Origin of the sequence: Rheinheimera oceanensis (genome assembly GCF_018831085.1) — a bacterium.
In the GTDB taxonomy this organism is placed as follows: domain Bacteria; phylum Pseudomonadota; class Gammaproteobacteria; order Enterobacterales; family Alteromonadaceae; genus Alishewanella; species Alishewanella oceanensis.
Window position 1 is genome coordinate 572,466 of the sequence record NZ_JAGPNM010000001.1, and the last position, 18,559, is coordinate 591,024.

14 protein-coding genes are annotated in these 18,559 nt (G+C 49.1%); 3 read left to right on the forward strand and 11 right to left on the reverse strand.

All coding sequences use genetic code 11. From position 1 onward, the window contains the following. Positions 1–104: 104 nt before the first annotated feature. From J3B89_RS21345 to J3B89_RS02700, 5 genes are all read right to left on the reverse strand, one after another. Complete coding sequence (locus tag J3B89_RS21345) at positions 105–3,200, reverse strand: S8 family serine peptidase (protein WP_215395953.1); 3,096 nt, start codon at positions 3,198–3,200, stop codon at positions 105–107. A gap of 338 nt (positions 3,201–3,538) precedes the next feature. After that, positions 3,539–4,033: a PEP-CTERM sorting domain-containing protein gene (locus J3B89_RS02685; RefSeq protein WP_215395954.1), complete on the reverse strand. Its 495-nt coding sequence runs from the start codon at positions 4,031–4,033 to the stop codon at positions 3,539–3,541. Between the two features lie 219 nt (positions 4,034–4,252). Further along, positions 4,253–5,278 (reverse strand): L-threonine 3-dehydrogenase, encoded by a 1,026-nt coding sequence (tdh, locus tag J3B89_RS02690; RefSeq protein ID WP_215395955.1) that lies wholly within the window; start codon positions 5,276–5,278, stop codon positions 4,253–4,255. 15 nt (positions 5,279–5,293) lie between these two features. Then, positions 5,294–6,490: a glycine C-acetyltransferase gene (locus J3B89_RS02695; protein WP_215395956.1), complete on the reverse strand. Its 1,197-nt coding sequence runs from the start codon at positions 6,488–6,490 to the stop codon at positions 5,294–5,296. Between the two features lie 154 nt (positions 6,491–6,644). Next, entirely contained in the window at positions 6,645–7,292 is a 648-nt protein-coding gene (locus J3B89_RS02700) for a TetR/AcrR family transcriptional regulator (RefSeq protein ID WP_092789429.1), read from the reverse strand. Positions 7,293–7,410: 118 nt separating this feature from the next. Between J3B89_RS02700 and coaD the strand changes: the two genes are divergently transcribed. Both coaD and J3B89_RS02710 read left to right on the forward strand, forming a co-directional pair. Next, positions 7,411–7,893, forward strand: coding sequence for a pantetheine-phosphate adenylyltransferase (gene coaD, locus J3B89_RS02705; RefSeq protein ID WP_215395957.1), 483 nt, complete (start codon positions 7,411–7,413; stop codon positions 7,891–7,893). Then, positions 7,890–9,287: a capsule assembly Wzi family protein gene (locus J3B89_RS02710; protein WP_215395958.1), complete on the forward strand. Its 1,398-nt coding sequence runs from the start codon at positions 7,890–7,892 to the stop codon at positions 9,285–9,287. The genes coaD and J3B89_RS02710 overlap by 4 nt, the downstream gene beginning before the upstream one ends. A 23-nt stretch (positions 9,288–9,310) precedes the next feature. On the opposite strand, the gene nagP is transcribed toward J3B89_RS02710, so the two are convergent. Genes nagP through nagK form a run of 4 tightly spaced genes read right to left on the reverse strand, consistent with a single transcriptional unit; the run spans position 9,311 to position 13,704 of the window. Then, positions 9,311–10,609, reverse strand: coding sequence for an N-acetylglucosamine MFS transporter NagP (nagP, locus tag J3B89_RS02715; RefSeq protein WP_215395959.1), 1,299 nt, complete (start codon positions 10,607–10,609; stop codon positions 9,311–9,313). 26 nt (positions 10,610–10,635) lie between these two features. Beyond that, entirely contained in the window at positions 10,636–11,754 is a 1,119-nt protein-coding gene (gene nagA / locus J3B89_RS02720) for an N-acetylglucosamine-6-phosphate deacetylase (RefSeq protein WP_215395960.1), read from the reverse strand. A gap of 23 nt (positions 11,755–11,777) precedes the next feature. Continuing rightward, positions 11,778–12,776 (reverse strand): glucosamine-6-phosphate deaminase NagB-II, encoded by a 999-nt coding sequence (gene nagB-II, locus J3B89_RS02725; protein WP_215395961.1) that lies wholly within the window; start codon positions 12,774–12,776, stop codon positions 11,778–11,780. Positions 12,777–12,789: 13 nt separating this feature from the next. Continuing rightward, complete coding sequence (gene nagK / locus J3B89_RS02730) at positions 12,790–13,704, reverse strand: N-acetylglucosamine kinase (RefSeq protein WP_215395962.1); 915 nt, start codon at positions 13,702–13,704, stop codon at positions 12,790–12,792. A 313-nt stretch (positions 13,705–14,017) separates the two neighbouring features. On the opposite strand from nagK, the gene J3B89_RS02735 reads away from it, so the two are divergent. Next, on the forward strand, positions 14,018–16,579 hold the full coding sequence (locus J3B89_RS02735; RefSeq protein WP_215395963.1) for a family 20 glycosylhydrolase: 2,562 nt from the start codon (positions 14,018–14,020) through the stop codon (positions 16,577–16,579). 88 nt (positions 16,580–16,667) lie between these two features. Here J3B89_RS02735 and J3B89_RS02740 read toward each other — a convergent pair whose 3' ends face one another. Both J3B89_RS02740 and J3B89_RS02745 read right to left on the reverse strand, forming a co-directional pair. Continuing rightward, positions 16,668–17,375, reverse strand: coding sequence for a SapC family protein (locus J3B89_RS02740; RefSeq protein WP_215395964.1), 708 nt, complete (start codon positions 17,373–17,375; stop codon positions 16,668–16,670). Positions 17,376–17,520: 145 nt separating this feature from the next. Next, a complete protein-coding gene (locus J3B89_RS02745; protein ID WP_215395965.1) occupies positions 17,521–18,534 on the reverse strand; it encodes a cupin-like domain-containing protein in 1,014 nt (337 codons plus the stop codon). Positions 18,535–18,559 lie beyond the last annotated feature (25 nt).

An 18,559-nucleotide genomic window follows, 5' to 3' on the forward strand; every position in this document is an offset into this window, starting at 1 on the left:
TAAGTCGCTTATTCAGTATAGGCCAGCTTATTAAGCCGTACAGCGGTAGTTACAGTTAAAAAAAAGCCCGGTTTTTCAACCGGGCCCCTTCAGTTGCTACATTATCAGTTTGCTGTTACTTCCAGCAGTGTTGTTGCCTGCTCAAGGCCATCAGCACCTTTAAATGACACCACACCCAAATAAGGGAACGGGCTGGCAGTCAGGTTAGATGTTTGCAGAGTAACCACGTTAGCACGTCCTTCAATCGCCCTGGTGCTGGCAGCCACTCGGGTGTTGCCTGCGTCGGTACCCACTATCCATAATGGCATAGTGTAGTTAACCGTAGCCTGACCTAACAGATCATAAGCATGTACAAACACCAGATAGAAGTTACCGGCAGCGCCATTAGCCGCAGGTGCTGGATCGCGTAATGTTACCTGCTCATTACCACCAGTGCTGGTTGAAGAACCCACAGCAGTACATAATGACGCAATACAACGGTAAACATACATATCTAAATCAGCACCCGGCACACTGGCCAGCGCCTCATACAGACTGAAACGTAATACTCTGGTACCTGCTGGCACTTCGAACGTATGTAAGCCTAAGCCTGGCTCATTAAAGCTGAAAGTGCTGTCAGGGTCTTGCGGAATAGTACGGCTTGAACCAGCAGGTGCGGTCAGGCCTACCATGCTGGCACTGGTGTTTCCACTGTAATTCATGGTAACAGGGAAGCTAATCCGACCGGCTTTAGCCGCTACTGACGCAGTAATGTTTGCTGGTGCCTCAATCAGTTTTGGTGGCACAACTCTGACTGCGATCGGGCTACGTACACTGTGTACTCCATCAGACCAGGTAATAGCACCAAATACCCATTGCCCGATAACAGCACTTTGGTTAGGTTTGAAGGTTAAACCATATGCAGCCTTACCATTGGCAGGCACTGACATACTATTGCCACCGACCAGCGTAACATCCACACCGGCTGGTGCTTCAATTGTTGCAGTGTACACTGAGGCTGAACCACTTACGTCAGTAACTTCACGGTACAAGGTTTCTGTACCAGACAACTCACCAATTGCCAGAGATGGCAGGTTCAGCTGACTTGGATCAGTGTCGTAATTCGCCGCTTCAAACGCATCACAGGAATAGCCACTTGCACTCAGAACAAAGGCACGGTTACCTACACCACACAGGAAAGCAAAGTAATCCAGATTATTAATATCATAAGTTAAACCCGGATTAGTTGCTTTATTTGGTACCGCATGACCAGCACCAAAATCAAACGGATCAGCAGGCGTGATACCGTTCTCTTTGGTTAAATTCTGCCGTGCAGTTGTCATCAGCGCAGATTTAATCATCGCTGGTGTCCAGCTTGGATTCGCTTCTTTTACCAAAGCTGCCATACCGGCAATATGCGGGCTGGACATAGAAGTACCCTGCAGATAAGTAAAGCTGTTACCGTGTGCGGTTAACATCGGCTGAGATGACGCGCCAGCCAGAATTTTAACACCCGGAGCAGTAATATCAGGCTTGATAACATCAAAAGTTGCTAAATTAGGCCCGCGTGACGAGAAGCCCGCCATCAGGTTGCCTACTTCAACTACATCGGTAACAAACACAGACGGGCTCATTACTACATTAACAGTGCCGCCTGCGGTAACTTCTGCATTAAATGCATTACCGGCTGCCAGTGGGATCATTACCGCCGGAATAGCAAAACTGGCTGAACCACCCATAACAGATGGAGAAGCAGTAGTATTGTTATATACAATAACGCCTACAGCACCGGCAGCTTCAGCGGCGGCCAGCTTAACGTCAAAGTTACAGGTGCCACGCTGAATAAGCGCAAACTTACCAGCCAGCTCAGCCGCATTACTTAACGGTGTACAAGCTTCAAGCGGAGCAGCAACTGCGATGTCGGCAGTAATATTGCCGGTTTCTTTCAGAGGCTTAGAGGTAGCAGCTTCAACGGCAATATAAGTACCCTGCAGTGGACCTGCTGTTACTTCAATACCGTTAGCAACACTGGTACCATCATAAGTCGATGCCGCAACCGTGGTTACCCATGGCGCCGGAGTACCAATAGTACCGGCTCCCGGACCATCGTTACCGGCCGATACTGCAACAAATACCCCTGCCTGAGTAGCGCGTAATTTGGCTGCCACCGCTAAGGTAGTTAAATCAGTTAAACTACCGCCGATAGAATAGTTAATAACATCAACACCGTCAGCTACAGCCTGATCAATAGCTGCCATGGTATCGCCATAGAAACAACCGCGCTCAGCAACACCAGCCGGGCTGACATAAGTACTGTTCCAACAGGCTTTATACATGGCAATACGTGCACGCGGCGCAATACCAGAGACTGTTGCAACAGGAGTATTATTAAATACTGCCGTTACACCTTCGTTACCACCCGCAGTAGACGCAACGTGAGTACCATGGTTGTCGGCATCACGTGGTGACACAAACTCACCCGGTTGCAGCTGATATACGCTTTCGAAAGTGTTTTTATAGTAGCGGGCGCCAATCAGTTTATTACTGCAGCTAAAATTAGCATCTTCGCCAACATCACAGGTACCAGACCAGCCTGCCAGCGGCCCGTACGAGCCGTCATCAGCAAAGCTTGGGTGCTCTGGCCAAATACCACTGTCAACAATACCAATAACAATATCTTCGCCTTTCACACCCAGAGTGTGTAAACCATCCGGTGAGCCTGTCAACTCAAGAAAGGCCGGTGTATTTGATGTGGTTAGTTGCTGAGCTTCATCACGCCATACGCCAACAACATTCGGCAGGCTGCGCATTGCCTCAGCCTGTGCCGCTGTCATTTTGGCAGAGAAACCATTAAAAGTATGGGTGTAAGAGTAAATAACCTCAACCGCCCCCGTTTGTGCCGCCAGTTGCCGGTGAAAGGCTTTTAAGCTGTTGGTATAGTTTTGCATACGGGCTGAGCCGGCATTATAGCGGTTCAGCGCCTGAGTTACTGATTGTCTGGCTGGCAGCAGTTCGCCAAGCTCTTCTGCTCTTTCTACGCCACTTTTACCTTTAACCTGAACAATATAAGGTGCAGTTTCGGTGTCATCGCCCGCCACTTGGCGCAGCTGGCTTGGATCAATAGTCACTTCATATTGGTTTGCCAGTGCATTGGCGTGGACCGCGCCAACCGCTACTGCAACTGCTAACGCAGTTCTGGACATAATTCTGTTAAATCGCATGTAATATCTCCGTTTATTTTTATTACCCATCAGAGCCTTAAACGCAAACAGCCAGGTTCAGTTAAACCAAAGCAGTGCGTTTATTACGGCAACTGACGATATTTATTCGAGCACTATTTTTTAACCTGGATTTCTTCAACCGGTTTGCTTTATATCTGCTAACAACGCTGCTTAACGCAAAAGCAGCCTGACAGAAATGCATAAAAAGCTGACACTTCAATATGGCTTACAAACACAAACATGGTAGCCATGTTGCCTCTTGCAGCAGAGACAACATGTGTGAACAAGCTACCATAGTTGTTAACCACAAATAATTTCACTGATAAAAAAGCTGACACTTAACCCTGACGGCGGCGCAGTAACAAACCACCAACAGCACCCAGCATCAAAAACAGCGTTGCTGGTTCAGACACTAAAGTAACGTTACTTAAGTAGAAAGAACCTGCATCAATGAATTGACCATCAGGAGTGAAAATATCCATGAAACCTTCACCAAAAGCGCTGTCCCAGAAGCCCTGGAAAGCAAAAGAGTTGGAGATATCATTTACGTCGAAGCTTAAGAAAGTAAAACCTGCCGCCAGATTTAACGGGTTATATTCTGCCAGAAACAGGAAGCTCTCACCGATGGTAAAACCGAACAGCTCAAATGCTTCCCACTGAAGTACATTACCGAACTCGTCGATGTTATCCAGATCAACAGATAACACACCAAAGCTGGTACCATCTTCAAACAGGAATTCTTGTGTCATTATAGGTGCAGCCTGCACGGTCTGCGGCAACGCCAGGCTGCTCAGTACCAAAGCTGATAGAGCAAACAATATAGACTTCAACATGGATATACCTCTGAATTTTGTTATTGGTTGTAGTAATGCAATAGCTTGCAACAGCACAATGCATAAACCACTCCAACTCACAAAAAACATTTAAAAATAACCACTTAAAAAATCTTATTTTAAATACACACTTGTAACTCAATGTTACTGGCAAAAAAACAGACATAAAAAAAGCGAACCTCAGTTCGCTTTTTGCTGTATCTGACCTACTTCACTGTGTTAAGACCAGTTCAGTACCACTTTGCCGGATTGGCCAGAGCACATAATGTCGAAGCCTTCCTGAAAACGCTCCATTGGTAACTCATGGGTTATCATGGGTGTTAAATCCAGCCCGGATTGAATTAAGCTGGCCATCTTGTACCAGGTTTCAAACATCTCCCGGCCATAAATACCTTTAATTATCAGTCCTTTAAAAATAACTTTGTTCCAGTCAACTGCCATATCAGACGGCGGGATCCCCAGCATGGCAATTTTGCCACCGTGGTTCATGGTATCCAGCATGCTGCGAAATGCTGCCGGTACGCCAGACATTTCCAGGCCAACGTCAAAGCCTTCTGTCATACCCAACTCTTTCATCACGTCTTTTAAATTCTGCTTGCTCACATCTACCGCACGGGTGGCTCCCATTTTCAGTGCCAACTCCAACCGGTATGGGTTTACATCGGTAATCACTACATGGCGGGCACCAACATGACGCGCCACTGCAGCGGCCATAATACCGATAGGGCCGGCACCGGTTATCAGTACATCTTCACCAACTAAATCGAATGACAAGGCAGTATGCACAGCATTGCCGAACGGGTCGAAAATAGCGGCGATATTGTCCGGAATATTATCAGCCAGTTTAAAGGCGTTATAGGCCGGGATCACCAGGTACTCGGCAAAAGAGCCGGCACGGTTTACACCAACGCCAATAGTATTGCGGCATAAATGCACTCTACCGGCACGGCAGTTACGGCAGTAGCCGCAGGTGATATGGCCTTCGCCGGAGACGCGATCGCCAATGTTAAAGCCACGCACTTCCGAGCCCATGCCTTCAATTACGCCCACATATTCATGGCCAACCACCATACCGTGCGGAATAGTATTTTGTGCCCACTCGTCCCACTTATAGATATGCACATCGGTGCCACAAATCGCGGTTTTTTTAATGCGGATTAACACATCATTTGGGCCAACCTCCGGTTTGTCTACTTCGGTTTGCCAAATGCCAGGTTCTGCTTTTAACTTTGCTAATGCTTTCATTTTCACGCCCCGCCCTTATGCGATCACGCCCATGTCTTTACCAATACGGATAAAGGCTGCAATCGCCTTATCCAGTTGCTCTGTTGTATGTGCTGCTGAAATCTGGGTGCGGATCCGCGCCTGGCCTTTTGGCACCACCGGAAACGAGAAACCCACCACGTAAATACCTTCGGCCAGCATACGTTTGGCCATTTCTGCCGCGACTTTGGCATCGCCCAGCATTACCGGAATAATAGCGTGGTCTTTACCGGCCAGCGTAAAACCGGCAGCAGACATTTTTTCGCGAAAGTAATTGGCGTTATCCCACAGTTTAGCCCGCAGCGCATCGCCTTGCGCCAACATGTCCAGCACCTTTATAGAGGCAGTGACAATAGACGGCGCCAGCGAATTAGAGAATAAATATGGCCGTGAGCGCTGACGCAGCCACTCAATCACTTCTTTTTTACCTGAGGTATAACCGCCGGACGCGCCGCCAAGTGCCTTACCCAGGGTACCGGTAATAATATCAACGCGGTTCATCACATTGCAGTATTCATGGGTGCCACGGCCATTTTTACCAACAAAACCTACAGCATGGCTGTCATCTACCATTACCATGGCGCCGTATTTATCGGCCAGGTCGCACACAGCTTTTAAGTCGGCGATTACGCCATCCATTGAGAATACACCGTCGGTGGCAATCAGCTTAAAGCGGGCGCCGTCGGCATCGGCTTGTTTTAGCTGGGCTTCAAGCTCTTGCATATCGTTATTGGCATAACGGTAACGTTTGGCTTTACACAACCGCACACCGTCAATAATAGAGGCATGGTTTAACGCATCAGATATTACCGCATCTTCGGCGCCTAAAATGGTTTCGAACAAGCCGCCGTTAGCATCAAAGCAGGATGAATACAAAATGGTATCTTCAGTGCCTAAAAAAGCACTGATATTTTGTTCCAGCGTTTTATGAATATCCTGGGTACCGCAGATAAAGCGTACCGACGCCACACCAAAACCATGGCTGGCTAAGCCCTGCTGCGCAGCAGCAATTAAATCAGGGTGATTGGCCAGGCCTAAATAGTTGTTAGCGCAAAAATTCAGTACCTGCTGGCCACCAACAGTAACGTCAGCACGTTGTTGAGACGTAATAATACGTTCTGCTTTGTACAAACCTTCTGCTTTCACATCGTCTATTTGTTGTTGTAGATGTTGCAGAAAAGCGCCATTGCGCATAAAGCCTCCTGTTGCGGGGGTAAGAGAACAGAAAAAAACGGCGCCATTGTAAAGCTTATAGCGTTGTCCTGCAGCGCTTTTAACGTATCCAAAGCGCTGCTCAGACCTGCAGCTGTAAAGTTTAAACTACATAAACATCAATATCTAAACAGCCTTACCGGGCCAAGGCTTCGTAATGCTGCTGCAAACGGGCGATACGTGGCCGGGCTTGCTCGGTGGCATAAGGCTTAAATAACAGCAATACCTTAAGCACCCCCTGATATACGCTGGCCTGATCAATCGCCTGATCCGGTGCCTGGGTTTTCAGATAGCTGATCCAGAATGTCACCAATAGTTTTATGCTATGCGCCAGATCGGTAATATCGTCATCGTCAATCTGGATCACAGCAGATTGCTTCAGTGCTTTTAGTACGGCAATAACACGCGCCAGCACGCCTTGCTGCACTTGCAGGTAGTCTTGCTGCAAAGCGGGATCACGCGACAGAATATCCGGCAAATTGGCGTAGAAGAAATGAAAACGCCACATTAGCTCAAACACCGCATCCAGATAACAGGCCAGCGCGTCTAAAGCTTCAGCTTTGTCTGACGGCGGTTTAATACGGGTTTCCAGCAACTTGGCGTATTCTTTAAAAATCTGCCGGACGATGTCTTCTTTATTACGGAAGTGGTAATACAGATTACCCGGGCTAATGCCCAGGTGGGCAGCAATATGATTGGTAGTGACCTGACGCTCACCAACCTGGTTAAACAGCTCTATGCTGGCTTGCAGAATTTTATCTTTAGTTCTTAACTTCTTTTCCATCTGCGAAACAGGCTTATTGTTAGCTAAATTAATTTGCTATAGTAACGCCAAATTGACTAAAAACTCTAGTCGCAGGACAGCCACTGCTGTGCCCTCGCCAAGGAAAGCTTACAACTCAATGAAAATAAAAGCTATTTACCCAGGCACCTTTGACCCACTCACCAATGGGCATGCCGATTTAGTGCAGCGGGCTGCCCGTATATTCGATCAGGTTATACTGGCTGTCGCGGCTAACCCCAGTAAACAGCCACTGTTTAGTCTGGACGAACGGGTAGCACTGGCCCAACAGGCTTTTACCGGCATCAGCAATGTTAGTGTTATTGGCTTCTCAGGCTTACTGGCTAAATTTGCTGAAGAGCAATCAGCACAGGTGCTGATCCGTGGTGTGCGCGCAGTGGCAGATTTTGAATATGAGTTTCAGCTGGCCAGCATGAACCGCCAGTTAAATCCGGCGCTGGACAGTATTTTTATGACACCGTCCGAAAAAAATACCTTTATCTCCTCAACGCTGGTAAAAGAAGTATGCCGCCATGGCGGTGATGTCTCCAGTTTCGTACCCTGCCACGTTGAACAGGCACTAAAAACTAAATTTAAACTATGACTTTTAAACCCGCTTTATTAACTGCATTGCTGTTTGCCCTGCCAGCTGTGGCTGCGCCCTGGGTAGACACTACCGATAACTATTTGCGCCAGTCACTGCAAACACTGTCTCACGCTGGTGTAATTACCGGCCCGGTAAATACCTACCCGCTAATGTGGAAAAACATAGTTGCTGATTTAGCGGCGGCGCAAGAGCTACCCACAGAAGAGCTGCGCTTTGCCCTGGCCCATGTGCGCTCAGCATTAAATGCGAATCAGCACAGCTATATTGCCGGTATTAAACTTAAAGCCAGTTCAGATCCCTCTTTGTATCAAAGCTTTGGCGAAACTTACTTTGATAAAGCCAGTGTCAGTGTATTTAAAGAGTATCTTGGTGATAACTGGGCAGCGAAAACCCAGATTAATTACCGTGAACCGGAAGATGGCAGCACTGAGCAGGAATTAACCTACGACGGCAGCTATATGGCCGTTATTGCCGGCAACTGGGTACTGGCATTGGATCAGCAGCCATTATGGTGGGGACCCGGCCAGCAAACCTCACTGCTGGTAACCAATAATGCCCGCCCGATCCCGTCATTGCGCTTAAGCCGCCACAGCTGGCAAAAGAGTGACACTATGTTATTCAGTTGGTTAGGCCCGTGGAGCTTTACTACCTTTGTTGGCCAGGGTGAGCACAGCAGCATCCCGCAACAGATTAAACATTTTGGTGCACGTTTCAGCGCCAGGCCCTTGCCGCAACTGGAACTTGGCGTATCGCGGGTAAGCCAGTGGGGTGGCAAGACACTGGATAACGGCCTGGATGCCTTCGGCGATATGTTGTTATTCAATGATGATAACAACGCCGATAACCTGGCCGCATTGGACATGACTTTTCACACAAATCTGTTTAACCGCCCGTTCAGCTTTTATACCGAACTGGCAGACGACAACGGTGGCCGCAAGTTAGGTAAACCCATGCAACTGTATGGCGTGCGTACTTTCTTTGGCAGTGAAAGCGCGGTGCACACACTGAATTTAGAATGGTCTGACACCTATATCCGCTGTGAAGAGCAAATGGTGGCCGGTGATTGCGCCTACGAAGGCGACATTTATCCGCAAGGCTACCGCCGCTATGGCCGGGTGATCGGCAGCGGTTATGGTGCCGATGCCAGAGTGTTGTCAGCAGGTTACCGCTATCAGACATTTGACGGCTACAGCTGGGCAGTTAGTGTGCTGCGGGGTGAATTTCTTGCTGCCAGTTCAGAGCTGAAAAACTGGCAGTTAAGACTGGAATACCGCCAACCGCTGTTTAACGGCTTGCTAAGCATTGAAGGCCGGGCGTTCGATAAATCGCCGCAGCCAGAACTACGCATAAAACGCGGTAGCCTGGCGGCAACCTGGGAATACCGCTTTTAAGCTAACACAGTATCGGGCTGGCTCTAGCGCCAGCGGGTTAATTTGTGGCCTTTAAGCGCATAAAACAGAATAAACAGGTAACAGGGCAGCATCACGATATAAGCGCCCTGTTGCCCCAGCGCGCTGCCGCTGGCCAGCCCCCAAAACAACGGGCCAAAGGCACCACCGGCAATACCCATAATCAGTAACGCCGAGCCTACACTGGTAAGTGAGCCCAAACCAGACAACGCCAAAGGCCACACTGCCGGCCAGACAATAGCATTTGCCAGCCCTAATACCGCAATAAGCAGCAAGGTGTCGGGTAAGGCTGTACCACCAAAAGGCACCAGCAGCGTATTGGCTATAACATAAGATGAAGCATCCCCCATAACAATTGCCAGCGTAAGCACTACGCCCAGCACAGCTGATACTGCCAGTGCAGCCTGCTGCGACAGCACTCTTGGGATCAGCACTATGCCCAAAACATAACCCAGCACCATACAAGCCATAGTGTAAGACGTCATTACGGTATACCGCTCCACTCCCAGCGATAATGCAAACAGGCCGATGGTGTCACCGGCGATCACTTCTACCGCAACATAAACAAACAGTGCCAGCACCCCAAGTGCCAGGCTGGGCCTTGCCAGCGCGGCTTTAACCTGCCCGGCTTTGTTACCTTCGCCGGTTTCTTTTTCCAGCTCTGGCAATGGTGAAAACTTCACTGCCAGGGCCAGCAAACCCAAAAAGGCAGCTAACCCGAGATAAGGCAACACTAAACTGGCTGCCATAGTGTCAATCTGCTCTGCACTAAGCTCCGTGCCGGCAGGTGCAACAAAGCTGCTGGCGATAAGGGCAGTAAAAACTATGGGCGCAACTACACCGGCAGTTTTATTTAAAATACCCATAATGCTGATACGCACAGCCGCAGTTTCTTCCGGGCCAATTTTAACCACATAAGGGTTTACCGCGGTTTGCAATAAAGTCTGGCCGGTACCAATAACCAGCTGCGCTAACAAAAATAAGGCAAAGGTCTGGGTTTGGGCCGCCGGAATATATAGCAACCCGGCCAGCATCATTGTGGCCATACCCAGCGCCATACCATTTTTATAACCTACTTTACGGATAAGCCAGGCAGAGGGCAGCGCGGTAAAGGTTACGGCGATATAAAATGAAAACAACACCAGCGATGCCTGAAACGGTGTTAGCAATAGCATCTGCTTCAGATAAGGCATTAACGAGCCATTAAGCCAGGTAGCAAACCCCAGTACAAAAAACAGCATCGCCACTATGATCATTGGCAGTATGCTGCTGCGCTTTTTTGCCTGCTCAGCTGTCATTTCCATATTTATTCCCCGCTTTTATTATTATGCTATTCGGCAGCAAATACCGGCTTACCGTTAATCCAGTTAGCCTGCACCTGCCAGTTATTATTCAGTAATACTAAATCTGCCTGCGCCCCGGCTACTATACGGCCTTTGTTCGGTTGTGCTAAAAACTGCGCCGGGTACAACGACGCCATACGTAAGGCTTCTGCAGCACTCACATCAAGCTGTTCCACGGCATATTGCACGGCGGCTGCCATATCCAGTACCGAGCCTGCCAGCGCACCGGCTTCGTTGGTTAGTTTGTTACCCTCGCGGATAACTTTGCCGTCAAAAAAAGCAAATTCGCTATCTGAAGTGCCAACCGGCGACATGGCATCGGTGACGATCATCAGTTTACCCTTAGGCTTGGCAGCCAGCGCCACTTTGGCAGCCACCGGGTGCATATGGTGACCGTCAAAAATAACCCCGCACCAGCTGTTGGCATCTGCCAGTGCAACCCCAACCATACCCGGCTCGCGCGAGGTCAGCGGCGACATAGCATTATAAAGATGGGTAAAACCGCTGGCACCGGCAGCCAGCGCGGCTTGTACGGTAGCCGCGTCGGCATTGGAGTGTCCAAGGCAAACAATTACATTCAGCGCGACCAGCTGCTGTATTTGCTGCGGGCTGATATTTTCCGGCGCCACTGTCACCAGCTTAACACCAAGATCGGTACGGCCGTATATTGCCAACTCCGCTTCACTTAATTGCCGGATGTGTTGCTGCGGGTGCACACCTTTTTTTGGTACCGACAAATGCGGCCCTTCAAAATGCACACCAATAATACCGGGCTCAGCATCGGCAATAGCATCGGCAATAGTGTCAGCAGCTTGCTGCATAACACTAATGCTGTCAGTAATTACCGTAGGCAGCATAGCTGTGGTACCAAAACGGGCATGTGCCTGCAACATGGTGCGCAGTGTCTGGCGGCTGGGAGCGGTATTAAATAACGCCCCGCCACCTCCGTTAACCTGTACATCAATAAAACCGGGCACCAGTAAACCCGTTTGCACTGCACCGGCTGCCGGTGTTACCGCCTGAATAATGCCGTCTTTAATTACGACACTGACATTATCAAACCACTTTTCGCCGTCAAACAGGCGGCTGACACTTAACTGCTGCATGTACTCACTACCCTTAGGTTGGGTTATACCGTTTTGGTCACTTTATTCAGGCCCGGCGGTGCATCGGGGTTAATGCCCCTGCTGCGCGCCACTACTTCAACATCCAGATAAAACCGCTGCAATACCAGCAACGGTAATACCCGCGCATCGGCGTTTACACCACGGTGGTGCAACTGCACTATGGCAGCACCACGGCTGCGTACATCTTCTATCTGGCTGCGGTGTGCGCTTAAGCTTTCATCTTCTATAGTGACATCAACAATAGCAAACTGGTTTTTTACCAGTGTAACCGGGCCGTGTAAAAACTCAGCACTGGAAAACGCTTCGGCATGAATGCCACACACTTCTTTTAGCTTTAGTGCAATTTCGCGGGAAATGGCATAGCCCAGACCACGGCCTAATACCACCAGATGTGCCACTTTTTCTAACGCCTGTGCCGTTAACTGCTGTGGTAATTCGATAGCAGCCTGCAAACTTTGCGGTAATTGCTGCACCGCCTGTTGCAGTGCCTGATTACCCGACCAAACCGACACCAACTGCAAAATAGCACTTAAGGTAGCCAGATAGCTTTTGGTCGCCGCCACTGCCTTTTCCGCACCAACATGCAGCGGCAGCGTATAATGCGCCAGCTCTGCCAGAGGAGAGGTGGTATCGTTTACCAATGCCACCACCATAGCGCCGCTACGTTTGGCCATATCAACCTGTGCCAGAATATCCGGGCTACGGCCCGACTGTGAAATAACCAGTACCAGCGCATCGGCCAGCTGCAATGATTTGTTGTATACACTGGCAATAGACGGCGCGGCGGCAGCTACCGGCAAACCAACTTCTATTTCAATTAAATATTTGGCAAATACCCCGGCATGATCAGAAGACCCGCGCCCCACCATATAGACAAACTTTGGCGCACGTTGGCGAATGTGTTCTACCACCTGCTGCACGGTAGCGGCATTGGCTGCCAGTTGCTCGGCAATACGTTGTGGCGCTTCTGTGGCTTCCAGAGCCATAATACTGTTGCTCATTTTTACTTCTTACCTATAACGACATAACGGAAGATGGCAGTTGGCTGCGCTGACGGGCAAACCACACTGCACCGAGTTCCGGCGGTTGTAATGCCGGTGTAACCTGTTGCTGAATATGTTCTGGCAGATACGGCAGCAGTTTATGCGCCAAGCCACCAATAAAAGATAATCTGGGCGGCGCTATGCTAAGCAACCTGTCGGCAATAGCGCTGATAAACTCTGCGCCCTGACGCACCAATTGTAATGCCGTAGCATCACCAGCCTCTGCGGCAATAAATACCAGAGGCGCATATTTGGCATAAGTAGTTGGCGTTGCCTGCATAAAATGCGACACCACCTCAATGCTATTGCTGGCAGCCAGCTCTTGTAGCAGCAAGGTTGTCATTTGCGTAGGAGGCGCCAGTTGATCCAGGCTTAGTAATACCTTATGCAGCAACTGCATACCAAACCAGGCGCCGCTGCCATTGTCACCATAAGGGAAACCATGGCCGCCCACCTCTATCAACTGACCGTTTACTTCGGCCAGACCGCAAGACCCCGTGCCAACAATAATGACTGCACCATCAAGCCCCTGATGCGCTCCCATACAGGCAATATGCAAATCACTGGTAAGGTGTAGCGTTTTAAACGGATGCTGCCAGGCAGAAAAAAGCCGGTAATATTGTGGCATATTAACACCCGCTAAACCGGCACCGGCAATTAAGCGCGACATATCATTAAATGCCAGCCCCGCACTGCTAAGCGCCTGCTGGGTAGCCGTTAAAATAGAGTCTGTTGCTACTTTCATGCCACGCAACGGGTTAGCCGGGCCGGACAAGCCTTCGCCTAAAATTTGCTGATCTGCCGATACAATAACAGCGCGGCATTTACTGCCACCACCGTCTATTCCTAAATATAAAGGCGTATCGGCCTTCAGCGCTGTACTCATCCTGTAAACCTCATTGCAAATTGTGTTGATGCCTCTGGCTGTCATCACTGTGGCTGTCTGCTATTAGCTGTTGCCTGTTAGCTTAGCAAATTGACAGCGTTGTCATTTTTAAAAACCAGCATATAATAAATCTGACAAATAACAAGTGTCTTGTTTAAAAATCAGGCTGGCATTTTACGACACTGGCCGCATTAAATTTAAAATTAACAATATAATCATAAATTTACATAATATGTTTGAGTTGTTTGTTAACATACTAAAATAACAAGCCGGTGCAGTTGGTACAGCACCGGCTACAACAGGGGAACTTTTTATGCGCGTTATGATTTTTTTACTGCTGCTAAGCACAGCTCCGGCATCGGCAGCATGGACCCAGCAACAACTGGCAGAATTTGCCCAAAACAGTACTTTGCAATTTACTGTGCAGTCAAACCAGCTCAATACGCCTTCACGTTTTAACGCAGCTATTATTTTACAGAATAACTCTGCGGTCGCTTTACCTGCCGGTGCAGCAGACTGGCAAATATACTTTCATTTAATCCGCCGGATAGAACATACCCAGCAGCATGGGCTGCAAATTGAGCACGTGCAGGGCGACCTGCACCGCATTAGTCCCGTAGCAGGCTTTGCCGGCCTTAAACCCTCGCAACAATTAACACTGCCGTTTGAGTCTGGCCCCTGGATGGTAAGCTACAGTGATTTTATGCCACGTGCTTTTATTGCCTTTGCTAACCTGCAGGCCGAAGTTTTTACCAATACTGACACTGAAGACTTCAGCCGGTTTGTGCAGCCTATAAACACAGCAGAGCAGCAACTACGTAGTTTGGGCGAGCCGGATCAGGTGCCGGTAGTAGATGCAGCTTTGCGTTTTAGCCACAACGAGCAGTTAAACCGTGCCCGTATAAGCGATGATGTCAGTACCCGCATTATACCTACGCCATTGCAGGCAGAATTTAGTAAGCGCCGCGTTACACTGGATAACAGCTGGCACATTCACTTCAGTGGCCGCCTTACGCAAGAAGCAAAATACCTGCAGCAGCAATTACAGCAACTAGGCTTAGCCCTGCCCGGCAGCAGCGCGGCAGCAGATAAAAAAACCAGTGTGATAACATTACAGGTAGATAGCAGCTTAGCTGTCAGCGCAGAAGGCTACCAGCTTGATATCAGCGATAAAGCCATCCGTATTACCGGTAAAGATAATGCCGGCGCATTTTATGCTGTGCAGTCATTACTGGCGCTATTACAACAGCAAGACAACAAACTGTTGCTACCTACAGGTAACATAACCGACCAGCCACGTGCTGCCTGGCGTGGCATGCATTACGATATGGCGCGTAACTTTCATGGTAAAGCAGTCACTATGCGGCTGATTGATAATATGGCGCGCTACAAACTGAATAAACTACACCTGCACCTGACAGAAGACGAAGGCTGGCGGCTGGAAATTCCCGGCCTGCCGGAGCTGACTGATATTGGCGCCAAACGTTGCTTTGATTTAACCGAGCAGCACTGTCTGCTAACCCAACTGGGTACCGGCCCGCACCCGGATGGCTCTGGTAATGGTTATTACAGCACAGCCGATTTTATTGAAATTTTACAATACGCTGCAGAGCGCCATATTGAAGTTATACCGGAAATTGACCTGCCAGGCCATGCCAGGGCCGCTATTGTGGCTATGAAAGCCCGTTATAACCGCCTAATGGCCGCCGGCCAACCCCAGGCTGCCAGCCAGTATTTGCTGTCTGATCCGAACGACAGCTCCAGTTACCTTAGCGTGCAAAACTACAACGACAATTCAGCTAATGTCTGTCTGCCCTCAACCTATGCCTTTGTCGATAAAGTAGTGTATGAGTTGCAACAAATGTATCGCCAGGCTGGTATTAAGCTGAATATTTTTCATATGGGCGGTGATGAAGTAGCAAACGGTTCCTGGCTGGGCTCTGCCGCCTGCCAGCAACTGTTTAGCACACCGGACAATGGCGTAGCAGGCGTAGCCGATTTAAAGCCCTATTTTGTCAGCCGGCTGGCTGATATTACCCAAAGGCGCGGCCTTGCGCTGGCAGGCTGGGAAGACGGCTTAATGTACGACCGGCAAAATACCTTTAACCGCAGCCAGTTTGCTAACGAGCGGGTAATCGCCAATGCCTGGGACAATATCTGGGAATGGGGCGTGGGCGATCGCGCTTACCGGCTGGCGAATAATGGTTATCAGGTGATCCTGTCGCCCGGTACGCATTTGTATTTTGATCACCCGCACGAAGCCAACCCCGCCGAGCGCGGCTATTACTGGGCTACCCGCTTTAGCAGTATTGATAAAGTGTTTGGCTTTATGCCTGACAATTTATACGCCAATGCCGATACTACCCGCAGTGGCGCCCTGATTACCGATTTAGAAGCTCTGGTTGGCCGCGAAATGCCGGCACTGAAGCAGGCAGAAAATATCCTGGGTATTCAGGGCCAGGTGTGGAGCGAAACCATACGCACAGCAGAGCAACTGGAGCAAATGATTTACCCCCGCCTGCTGGCTTTGGCCGAGCGCGCCTGGCATAAAGCCAGCTGGGAGGCCAATAATAATAGCATCCAGCGTAGCCAGGACTGGCAGCGGTTTGCTTTGCGCTTAAGCCAGGTTGAGCTGGGCCGGCTGGCCGCGAATAACAGCAGTTTTTACCTGCCACCGCCGGGCGTAAAACTAAACGCAGAACAACTTAAGGTTAATACCGCGCTACCGTTTTTAACCACCGAGTGCAGCACCGATCAGGGCCAGAACTGGCACTCCTGCCCGGCTGCCGCGCCAGCACAACCAGCCACACTTTGGCTGCGCAGCCGCCTTGGCAATACCGTAAGCCGTACGGTAATCCCCGACCTTAGGCCCTGAATATAAAAAAGCCAGCTAACCTAAGCTAGCTGGCTTTCAGGCAACACCAACAACAAAGCTAACAGCATCAAGCCATTAGCTTTATTACTTAACTGGCGTCAGCGATTTTCTTTACCAGTTTCTGTGTATGCTGCAGCGACATCAGCTGGGCATAAATCGCAGTTAAATAACCGCTCTTACGCAGCTCAAGGAACACTTCATCACTCAGTTCATTCAGTTTTGGCTCGTCAATCAGGTAAATACCGTTAATACGGCGCTCTTCACCTTTAATTGTCAGCGTTAATACCTGTTCTTTAATCAGTTCCAGGCTTTGCAATTTTTCCACAAAGTTGCGGGTAATCATGCCCATATCAACATATTCAGCCATTTGCTGCTTACGCTGGGTTAAAAATTCGCTTTCACTGCCATCATCGTTAAACAGAGCATGACCTTCAGCCTGGCCTACACGCTCAGAACTTTCATCCAGGCCTACCAACAGGCGGTCGCCATCCGGCTTATCTTTTACCAGTACCAGCGGGTAATTGCGTGCTGCACGCGGTACATACAGCGCCTGCCATTGGTCATTTTGCATAAACAGGTTTTGTTGTGCAGCCAGGCCCAGCATAGCTACCGGCTGAAAAGTGTCATTAGCTTTTACAAAAACAATAGGAAACTCAGCACCAGCCACAACAAATTCGTGTACCACTACCGGTAATAAATGCTCGCTGCTGATATGAGAAAAGGCGTTGTTATTATTGATTTTAGTTGCGGCGTGCTGTTCTTTATTTAACGGCACAATCTTAGGTGTTGAAGTCATAAACTGCTCTTTATTCTGTTCATGGATTTGAGAAGTACTGATGGCAAAGATGTTGTTATAAGTCGTCTACCCCGAACGCCATCAGCAATGCGCTGTTATCATGCGCTAAGTCAACAATGGGATCAATACCAAATCACTGCTCTGCTTACATAGTTTTTAGCTGCGTTATCAGCCAATCTTTAATGTTGGCATCCCGCTTGTTCGGCAGTTCACCTGCAATCCCTTGTTGTGTATCAGCTAAATGTGCTACCGGGTTGCCATCAGCATGGAATGCAAAATGATTAAAAAATGCCTGCCAATGCTGCCGTTGCTCTGGTGGCAGATTCCTTATTGTTATTAAGGTGTGCAACAGACTATCAAACGGTGAAGCCTGATTCGCATCATCACCGAGTGAGCCACCCCACCAATAATTGATAAGAATATTAACTGCAGACAATGATTCCACATGATGCCACCACAAGGTAGGTATATACAGTACATCGCCAGGTTCAAGCGCAGCGAATTGAGCATGCTCAAGCGCCGTTTTGAATTTAGGATGTGCGGCAAAATCCGGCTTTAGCATATCAACCATACTGATGGGAGCTCCAGCCGGGGTGAAGTCCAGCGGGCCGATATATAAGTTGCTGACCTGCTCTGGAGGAAATAAGGTAAAACGCCGTGCCCCCGCCACGACACAGGCCAAGTTATCTGCATTGTCAAAGTGCGCTGGCACTATTATGCGGTTTCCTACCCAGATCCGTGGGCAAATATCTGCCGCCAGCAACGGCATAGTATTAAAACGGTGAAAGTCTGGTAAACAGGCATCAGTCCGCGCACTTTGCACTGCTATATGCAACGCATCTTTTTTACCATTAATTTTGCGCAGCTCATTAATAACAGCCGTAACGGGCGCCTTTTGCCGTTCAAAGTTAAACCCTGTCAGCGTGTCGTTGTAACTTAAACGCCCGCCACTGTCCGGATGAGCCAGAACTGTATTGACTTCAGCTCTGTTATCCAGCGCGGCAAAATACTGTTGTAATTGCATATCTGATTGCAAAGCAGCCTGCACTGCAGGCCAGTGTTTTACTGCCTGGCGCAATATCGCTGGCTGATGTAACGGAACAATCTTCTGCCGGAACAAAGCTTCATCGACGTTGTGCCACTGGGTAACATCTTTCATATAATTACCTCCACTCAGTAGCTGA

What these genes read in the sequence shown, in the direction of transcription:
- nagB-II (WP_215395961.1), bottom strand. Translation starts at nt 12,776, where the DNA reads ATGAGCAACAGTATTATGGCTCTGGAAGCCACAGAAGCGCCACAACGT.
- J3B89_RS02695 (WP_215395956.1), bottom strand. Translation starts at nt 6,490, where the DNA reads ATGCGCAATGGCGCTTTTCTGCAACATCTACAACAACAAATAGACGAT.
- J3B89_RS02685 (WP_215395954.1), bottom strand. Translation starts at nt 4,033, where the DNA reads ATGTTGAAGTCTATATTGTTTGCTCTATCAGCTTTGGTACTGAGCAGC.
- nagK (WP_215395962.1), bottom strand. Translation starts at nt 13,704, where the DNA reads ATGAGTACAGCGCTGAAGGCCGATACGCCTTTATATTTAGGAATAGAC.
- J3B89_RS02700 (WP_092789429.1), bottom strand. Translation starts at nt 7,292, where the DNA reads ATGGAAAAGAAGTTAAGAACTAAAGATAAAATTCTGCAAGCCAGCATA.
- J3B89_RS02740 (WP_215395964.1), bottom strand. Translation starts at nt 17,375, where the DNA reads ATGACTTCAACACCTAAGATTGTGCCGTTAAATAAAGAACAGCACGCC.
- tdh (WP_215395955.1), bottom strand. Translation starts at nt 5,278, where the DNA reads ATGAAAGCATTAGCAAAGTTAAAAGCAGAACCTGGCATTTGGCAAACC.
- nagP (WP_215395959.1), bottom strand. Translation starts at nt 10,609, where the DNA reads ATGGAAATGACAGCTGAGCAGGCAAAAAAGCGCAGCAGCATACTGCCA.
- coaD (WP_215395957.1), top strand. Translation starts at nt 7,411, where the DNA reads ATGAAAATAAAAGCTATTTACCCAGGCACCTTTGACCCACTCACCAAT.
- J3B89_RS02710 (WP_215395958.1), top strand. Translation starts at nt 7,890, where the DNA reads ATGACTTTTAAACCCGCTTTATTAACTGCATTGCTGTTTGCCCTGCCA.
- J3B89_RS02735 (WP_215395963.1), top strand. Translation starts at nt 14,018, where the DNA reads ATGCGCGTTATGATTTTTTTACTGCTGCTAAGCACAGCTCCGGCATCG.
- J3B89_RS02745 (WP_215395965.1), bottom strand. Translation starts at nt 18,534, where the DNA reads ATGAAAGATGTTACCCAGTGGCACAACGTCGATGAAGCTTTGTTCCGG.
- nagA (WP_215395960.1), bottom strand. Translation starts at nt 11,754, where the DNA reads ATGCAGCAGTTAAGTGTCAGCCGCCTGTTTGACGGCGAAAAGTGGTTT.
- J3B89_RS21345 (WP_215395953.1), bottom strand. Translation starts at nt 3,200, where the DNA reads ATGCGATTTAACAGAATTATGTCCAGAACTGCGTTAGCAGTTGCAGTA.